The sequence below is a fragment of the Pseudomonas sp. SDO524_S393 genome (assembly GCF_054071875.1).
Genome location: NZ_JBSVVZ010000128.1, coordinates 1 through 6,839, shown reverse-complemented (window position 1 = coordinate 6,839; position 6,839 = coordinate 1). Strand labels below are relative to the sequence as shown.

8 protein-coding genes are annotated in these 6,839 nt (G+C 60.8%); 3 read left to right on the top strand and 5 right to left on the bottom strand.

Annotated elements, in window-relative coordinates; genetic code table 11:
• Positions 1 to 86: 86 nt before the first annotated feature.
• Complete coding sequence (locus tag ACW9IB_RS29070; RefSeq protein WP_457368587.1) at positions 87 to 752, bottom strand: fumarylacetoacetate hydrolase family protein; 666 nt, start codon at positions 750 to 752, stop codon at positions 87 to 89.
• Positions 753 to 773: 21 nt separating this feature from the next.
• Positions 774 to 2,168, bottom strand: coding sequence for an FAD-binding oxidoreductase (locus ACW9IB_RS29065; RefSeq protein WP_457368588.1), 1,395 nt, complete (start codon positions 2,166 to 2,168; stop codon positions 774 to 776).
• 205 nt (positions 2,169 to 2,373) lie between these two features.
• On the opposite strand from ACW9IB_RS29065, the gene serA reads away from it, so the two are divergent.
• Positions 2,374 to 3,603, top strand: a complete 1,230-nt coding sequence (gene serA, locus ACW9IB_RS29060) for a phosphoglycerate dehydrogenase (RefSeq protein WP_457416745.1) — start codon at positions 2,374 to 2,376, stop codon at positions 3,601 to 3,603.
• A 64-nt stretch (positions 3,604 to 3,667) separates the two neighbouring features.
• Here serA and ACW9IB_RS29055 read toward each other — a convergent pair whose 3' ends face one another.
• Positions 3,668 to 4,108 carry a DUF4399 domain-containing protein gene (locus tag ACW9IB_RS29055; protein ID WP_176996821.1) on the bottom strand — a complete coding sequence of 147 codons (441 nt, stop codon included), beginning with the start codon at positions 4,106 to 4,108 and terminating at the stop codon, positions 3,668 to 3,670.
• A gap of 134 nt (positions 4,109 to 4,242) precedes the next feature.
• Here ACW9IB_RS29055 and ACW9IB_RS29050 point away from each other — a divergent pair, with 134 nt between their 5' ends.
• Positions 4,243 to 4,737: a transporter substrate-binding domain-containing protein gene (locus ACW9IB_RS29050; protein ID WP_457416743.1), complete on the top strand. Its 495-nt coding sequence runs from the start codon at positions 4,243 to 4,245 to the stop codon at positions 4,735 to 4,737.
• A gap of 15 nt (positions 4,738 to 4,752) precedes the next feature.
• Here ACW9IB_RS29050 and ACW9IB_RS29045 read toward each other — a convergent pair whose 3' ends face one another.
• On the bottom strand, positions 4,753 to 5,247 hold the full coding sequence (locus tag ACW9IB_RS29045; RefSeq protein WP_457416741.1) for a DUF523 domain-containing protein: 495 nt from the start codon (positions 5,245 to 5,247) through the stop codon (positions 4,753 to 4,755).
• Between the two features lie 2 nt (positions 5,248 to 5,249).
• The gene (locus ACW9IB_RS29040; protein WP_457416747.1) at positions 5,250 to 5,882 is read right to left on the bottom strand and encodes a 2OG-Fe(II) oxygenase; all 633 of its coding nucleotides are present in this window, start codon (positions 5,880 to 5,882) and stop codon (positions 5,250 to 5,252) included.
• 131 nt (positions 5,883 to 6,013) lie between these two features.
• Between ACW9IB_RS29040 and ACW9IB_RS29035 the strand changes: the two genes are divergently transcribed.
• Positions 6,014 to 6,766, top strand: a complete 753-nt coding sequence (locus ACW9IB_RS29035; RefSeq protein WP_457368593.1) for a DUF2059 domain-containing protein — start codon at positions 6,014 to 6,016, stop codon at positions 6,764 to 6,766.
• Positions 6,767 to 6,839 lie beyond the last annotated feature (73 nt).

The following is a 6,839-nucleotide window of genomic DNA, read 5'->3' as shown; positions in this document are numbered from 1 at the left end:
ACTCGGTGTATCAGTCACACCGAGGCGACGCTATCGCAGGCAAGCCAGCTCCCACACAAGCCACACATTGAAGTGATGTGCAGGCTTTAGCGCACGCTGCTTTCGAAGCGGTTCACATCCGACAACTCCAGCACCAGCTCATCGCCCACATTCAGCGGACCCACGCCAGCAGGGGTGCCGGTGAGGATCACATCACCGGCTTGCAAGGAGAAGCAGCCCGCCATGTGCTGGATCATCGGGATGATCGGGTTGAGCATCTGCGAGCTGTTGCCGTCCTGGCGCACTTCGCCATTGATGGTCAGGCGAATACCGATATCGGTCACGTCCGGGAACGTGCTGCCCACCACGAAGGGGGCAATCACCGCAGCACCATCGAAGGACTTGGCGATTTCCCACGGCAGGCCCTTGGCTTTCAACTCGGCCTGCTTGTCGCGCAGGGTCAGGTCCAGCGCCGGGGCGAAACCGGAGATGGCGTCCAGCACTTCTTCACGGCTGGGCTTGGTCGACAGGGGCTTGCCGATCAACACGGCAATTTCCGCTTCGTAGTGCACCGAACCGCGCTCGGTGGGAATGCTGAAGCCACCTTCCAGCGGCACCACGCAACTGCCCGGCTTGATGAACAGCAGCGGCTCGGTCGGCACCGGGTTATCCAGCTCCTTGGCGTGTTCGGCGTAGTTACGCCCGATGCACACCACTTTGCCCACCGGAAAGTGGATGTTGGTGCCGTCGACATACTTGTGCTGATAGCTCATGGAACGACTCCTGAAGGGCGGTTAAACAGCGAAGATCTTGCCGGGGTTCATGATCCCGTTGGGGTCGAACACGGCTTTGACGGCCTTCATGTATTCGATTTCAGCGGGCGAGCGGCTGTAGGTCAGGTAATCGCGCTTGGTCATGCCAACGCCGTGTTCGGCAGAGATCGAACCGTTGTACTTCTCGACGGTTTCGAACACCCACTTGTTCACGGTGGCGCACTTGGCGAAGAACTCGTCCTTGCTCAGGTTTTCCGGCTTGAGGATGTTCAGGTGCAGGTTGCCGTCGCCGATGTGGCCGAACCAGACGATTTCGAAGTCCGGGTAGTGTTCGCCGACGATCGCATCGATTTCACTCAGGAATGCCGGCACTTTCGACACCGTCACCGAAATGTCGTTCTTGTACGGCGTCCAGTGGGAAATGGTCTCGGAGATGTACTCACGCAGCTTCCACAGGTTGTGCAGCTGGGTTTCGCTCTGGCTCATCACGCCGTCCAGCACCCAGCCCTGCTCCACGCAATGCTCGAAGGTTTCCAGCGCATGGTTGGCAACTTCTTCGGTGGTGGCTTCGAATTCCAGCAGCGCGTAGAACGGGCATTCGGTTTCGAACGGCGCCGGCACATCGCCACGGCCGAGGACCTTGGCCAGGGCCTTGTCGGAAAAAAACTCGAAAGCGGTCAGGTCCAGCTTGCTCTGGAATGCGTGCAGCACCGGCATGATCGAGTCGAAATCAGTGGTGCCCAGCACCATGGCGGTGAGGTTTTTCGGCGCACGGTCCAGGCGCATGGTGGCTTCCACCACGAAACCCAGGGTGCCCTCGGCGCCGATGAACAGCTGACGCATGTCGTAGCCGGTGGCGTTCTTGATCAGGTCGCGGTTCAGTTCCAGCACATCGCCCTTGCCGGTGACCACCTTCATGCCCGCCACCCAATTGCGGGTCATGCCGTAGCGAATGACCTTGATCCCGCCGGCATTGGTGCCGATGTTGCCGCCAATCTGGCTGGAACCGGACGATGCGAAGTCCACCGGGTAGTACAGGCCCTGTTCTTCGGCGGCGTTCTGCAGTTGCTTGGTGACCACACCCGGCTGGCATACGGCGGTGCGGTCGGTGAGGTTCAGGTCGAGGATCTGGTTCATGTAGTCGAACGACACCACCACCTCGCCATTGGCTGCCACCGCCGCCGCCGACAGACCGGTACGGCCACCCGACGGCACCAGTGCCACCTTGTGGGCGTTGGCCCAGCGGACCACGGCCTGCACCTGTTCGATGGTCTTGGGGAAGACGATAGCAGTGGGTGCTGGCGCGAAGTGTTTGGTCCAATCCTTGCCGTAAGCCTCCAGGGAGTCTGCGTCGGTCAGCACTTTGCCAGGCTCAACCAGGGTCTTTAGCTCATCAATCAGGGCAGGATGGGTCATCGACAGAACTCTCGAACAATTCATGGTCACCCTGAGAACGCTTCACGTCGCAGGAATGAGTGTTTAGCGGGGCACGTATGCTAGCATACCGCCCCCGCAGGATAGAGCCCAAAGGCGTTTCTGCGGTGACGGCTTTCCTGCCGTCCGGGTCAGCTTACGTGATCCGATTCCCTGCCAATTTTCTCCGGGATACAGGTTTACGCAGATGAGCAAGACTTCTCTCGATAAGAGCAAGATCAAGTTCCTTCTTCTGGAAGGCGTCCACCCATCGGCTGTCGACGTTCTGAAAGCCGCCGGGTACACCAGCATTGAGTACATCACCAGTTCTCTGCCGGAAGCCCAGCTAAAGGAAAAGATCGCCGACGCGCACTTTATCGGCATTCGCTCCCGCACTCAGCTGACCGAAGAGATCTTCGACCACGCCAAGAAACTGGTGGCTGTCGGCTGTTTCTGCATCGGCACCAACCAGGTCGACCTCAACGCAGCGCGCGAGCGTGGCATCGCGGTGTTCAACGCACCGTACTCCAACACCCGTTCCGTGGCGGAGCTGGTGCTGGCCGAGGCGATCCTGCTGTTGCGCGGCATCCCTGAGAAAAACGCGTCCTGCCACCGTGGCGGCTGGATCAAGAGCGCGGCCAACTCCTTCGAAATCCGGGGCAAGAAGCTGGGTATCGTCGGTTACGGCTCGATCGGCACCCAGTTGTCGGTCCTGGCCGAAGGCTTGGGCATGCAGGTGTTCTTCTACGACACCCTGACCAAGCTGCCGCTGGGCAACGCCACTCAAGTGGCCAGCCTGACCGAGCTGCTGGGCATGTCCGACATCGTGACCCTGCACGTTCCGGAAACCGCTGAGACCCAGTGGATGATCGGCGAGAAGGAAATCCGCGCCATCAAGAAAGGCGGCATCCTGATCAACGCCGCGCGCGGCACCGTGGTCGAGCTGGACGCCCTGGCCGACGCGATCAAGGACAAGCACCTGATCGGCGCCGCCATCGACGTGTTCCCGGTAGAACCTCGCTCCAACGACGACATCTTCGAAAGCCCGTTGCGTGGCCTGGACAACGTGATCCTGACCCCGCACATCGGCGGTTCCACCGCTGAAGCCCAGGCCAACATTGGTCTGGAAGTGGCCGAGAAGCTGGTCAAGTACAGCGACAACGGTACCTCGGTGTCGTCGGTCAACTTCCCGGAAGTGGCGCTGCCGGCTCACCCTGGCAAGCACCGCCTGCTGCACATCCACGAAAACATCCCGGGTGTGATGAGCGAAATCAACAAGGTCTTCGCGGAAAACGGCATCAACATCTCCGGTCAGTTCCTGCAGACCAACGAGAAGGTCGGCTACGTGGTGATCGACGTCGACGCCGAGTACTCGGACCTGGCGCAAGAGAAGCTGCAGCACATCAACGGCACAATCCGTAGCCGCGTGCTGTTCTAAAGTTTCACCCGCACCACGAAAAAGGGAGCTCCTGAGAGCTCCCTTTTTTGCATCTGAACAAAGCTTACTTGACGTTAACCGTGATCACTTTCGAGGCCACGGTGGGGTTGAACTGCATGTGCAGCTTGTCGCCAGCCACCAATTGCAACGTGTGCTTGCCTGGGGTGAGGGTCAGTTCGGTTTCGGTCTGGGCCTTGCCGTAGTGGATCACGGTGTCGGTGGCCGGGATCGGCACGCTGGCGTCGGGCAGTTCTTTCTGGTCGACCAGCAGGTGATGGTGGCCGGTGCCTGGGGTCTGGTCAGTGGCCGGGGCCAGTTTCAGGCCCTCCATGCCGAATTTGACAGTGAAGGTCTTGTCGACGGTGGCGCCGTCTTTTGGCGAAACGATAAAGACCTTGGCGCCTTCAGGGGGCGCGCTGCGTGGAATACCGTCGGCGGCTGTCGCCAACATGGAAGCACCCAGCAGCAGGCTGGCAATCGTTGCTCGGGACAAAAGGGCTTTCATTCGCTTCTCCAGTTTTTCCAGGAAATCTGTTGGGTTATGACAACTTCGCGGCAAATTGCTGTCCAAGGCTCTCAACACCATAGCAAAGCGATGCTGAACGGCGCCTCGCACATTCGAATTCTCTAGGAGTGACCATGCGCTTTCTGCCTGGCCTGTTACTGCTGCTCCCCCTTCTGAGCCCCCTGGCTCATGCCGAACTCATCGATGACGTATTTGACCGTGGTGAACTGCGCATCGCCCTGGAAGCCAACACGCCGCCGTTCAACTTCAAGGACGGCGACAAACTCACCGGGTTCGAAGTGGAGCTGGGCGAACAACTGGCCAAGGAAATGGACGTACGCCCCTCATTCGTCACCACCGATGACAGCGACCTGCTGCCCGGCGTGGAAACCGGCAAGTACGACGTGGCCATCAACCATATCGCTATGACTGCCGAGCTGCGGGATCGGTTCGATTTCAGTGAGGCTTATAAGGAAACACCCGAACTGGCGATTCCATTCCAGAAAGGCAACCCGGCGTTCAAAGCCAGCCTGGACAAGGCAATGCAACGGGTGAAGGCGGATGGGCGATTGGGGGCGTTGACGCACAAGTGGTTTGAGAGCGAGACCCCGGCAACCAAGGCACAGTGATTTTTCGGATTTGACCTACCCAGGTTTCGAAAGCTGCGTCAGAGCGACTGACGCCTCGGGCAATTCCAGTTCACTGAACACCTGCACCCCATGACGCTTGAGCAACGCCGCCGTGACGCCCTCACCCCTCACTTTCACGCCGCTGAAAGTGCCGTCGTAAGTCAGCAAGTTGCCGCACGAGGGGCTATTGGCCTTGAGAATGGCGATACGGATGTTGTGACGCTGCACCAGTGCCAGCGCCTGGCGTGCGCCGTCCAGGAAAGCCGCGCTGAAGTCCTCGCCCTCGGCGGTCAGCACTTGGGCACGTCCCTCCCAGACCTCCGCGCCCTGCCCACCGGGAATCTCGGCAGGCGGACGCGGCGTAGGCAAGCCGCCCGCCACTTCCGGGCAGATCGCAACCACCCGTCCCTGGGCCTGCCACACCGCCAGCTGATCGAATGGGCCACTGCCACCCCCGTCGTAGCGCACCTTGTGCCCCAACAGGCAGCGGCTGACCAGAATCTTTTCCATGCTTAAAACGGCTCGTTGCCCCGCCGGCGAAACCAGCCGGTCAGGGACAGGCGATCGCGCGTGGCCGGCAGCACTTCATGGGGCACATCGCCCGACAGGAACACTACCAGGCTCGCCCCGACGGGCAGTACATCGTGCTCAACGCCATCCTTGAGGTAGAGGCGCAACTGTCCGCCGTGCTCGGGTTGCCAGGCGTCGTTCAAGTAGATCACCGCCGACACCATGCGGCGGTCGTCGTCGCGAAAGCGGTCCACGTGTTTACGGTAGAACGCACCGGGCGGGTACATCGCGAAGTGGCTTTCGAAGTCTTCCAGGCCCAGGAACAGACCGCGATTCATCGCCTGTCGCACGTCGTCCATCAGCGCCATGTAGGTGTCGCAGATGGCCGTTTCACCCGGCTCCAGCCACTGGATATGGTCACCCCGCACGCCCTCGCGGATTTCCTGCGCAAGCCCGCGCCCTACCGCCGCCGGCGCCAGCTCGCCTTGCGCCGCACGTTTACGGCACTCAGCGGCCAAGGCCAGGGTCAATGCCTGGGGCAGGAAGTCGTCCTGCTGCGACCAGCCTTTTTCGGCCAGGTCATCGACGATGCGTTGCAGCAGAGGGGAATCGAGGGATGTGTGCATGGCGCGCATAGTATCCATACGCCTGTGAATCCGACAGAGCCGCCGAGCGTCTGAAGGTACTTTAGTCAGGTGACTGATAGGACTTCTCGACAAATCCTACGCCCGACACGGACAATAGTGGCCGACTGACAGGAGTCCATATGCGTCGTTTGTTTTTTTCCTTGCTGATGTTCTGCGTATTGCCCGCCTGGGCAGACAGCCATGACCAGTTGTACAAGGTCGCCGGCTGGGCCGAACAACGTGCACATTTCAATGACGCCCTCAGTGCTGCCCAGCAACGCTATCGCAACAGCCTGCCGCCGGCGGTTTACCAGGCGCTGGTGGACAACAGCAATAAGCGCTTTGCCGCCCAGGCCGTGGATCAGCGAGCCGAGGCGCAATTGCGCAAGAACCTCGCAGACCCCAAACCGGCCCTGGCGTTTTTCCAGTCGCCGCTGGGCCGCAAGATCGTCGCCGCCGAGTTGTTGGCCACCCGCCGCGACCAGTTGGCGAAGAACGCCCAGGGCCTGCCGAAAATGCAGGCCGATGCGACCCGCAGCCTGATCATCGGCCACCTCGCCCAAGCCCTGCCGGCCCGTGAAGCCGGTGCGGAAGTCAGCCTGGCGATTGCCGGTGTAGCGGCAGACAGCTTGAGCCAGATGATCCCCGGCCTGCTCGGCGGCGGCCAGGCCCAGGGCATGTTGAATGGGCAGCGAGAGCGGCTGATGCAGCAGATCGACAAGGACCTGAGCAACACGCTGCTGTATGTCTACCGGGATTTGTCTGACCCGGAGTTGGAAGAATTCGCAACCTTCGCCGAGTCGCCGGAAGGCAAGGCGTATTACCAGGCGGCCCTGGCCGCCATCCGCGCCGGACTCGCTGTCGGTCAGAGCACCTCAAGCCTGGCCCAGTAAAAAGCGGGCGCGGACGTTTGTGGGAGCGGGCTTGCTCGCGAATGCAGTGGATCAGTCAGCAAATCCGGTGACT

Bases quoted from the DNA above. Each gene is read 5' to 3' on its own strand.
- ACW9IB_RS29040 (WP_457416747.1), bottom strand. From the start codon at position 5,882: ATGCGCGCCATGCACACATCCCTCGATTCCCCTCTGCTGCAACGCATC.
- ACW9IB_RS29035 (WP_457368593.1), top strand. From the start codon at position 6,014: ATGCGTCGTTTGTTTTTTTCCTTGCTGATGTTCTGCGTATTGCCCGCC.
- ACW9IB_RS29070 (WP_457368587.1), bottom strand. From the start codon at position 752: ATGAGCTATCAGCACAAGTATGTCGACGGCACCAACATCCACTTTCCG.
- ACW9IB_RS29045 (WP_457416741.1), bottom strand. From the start codon at position 5,247: ATGGAAAAGATTCTGGTCAGCCGCTGCCTGTTGGGGCACAAGGTGCGC.
- ACW9IB_RS29055 (WP_176996821.1), bottom strand. From the start codon at position 4,108: ATGAAAGCCCTTTTGTCCCGAGCAACGATTGCCAGCCTGCTGCTGGGT.
- serA (WP_457416745.1), top strand. From the start codon at position 2,374: ATGAGCAAGACTTCTCTCGATAAGAGCAAGATCAAGTTCCTTCTTCTG.
- ACW9IB_RS29050 (WP_457416743.1), top strand. From the start codon at position 4,243: ATGCGCTTTCTGCCTGGCCTGTTACTGCTGCTCCCCCTTCTGAGCCCC.
- ACW9IB_RS29065 (WP_457368588.1), bottom strand. From the start codon at position 2,168: ATGACCCATCCTGCCCTGATTGATGAGCTAAAGACCCTGGTTGAGCCT.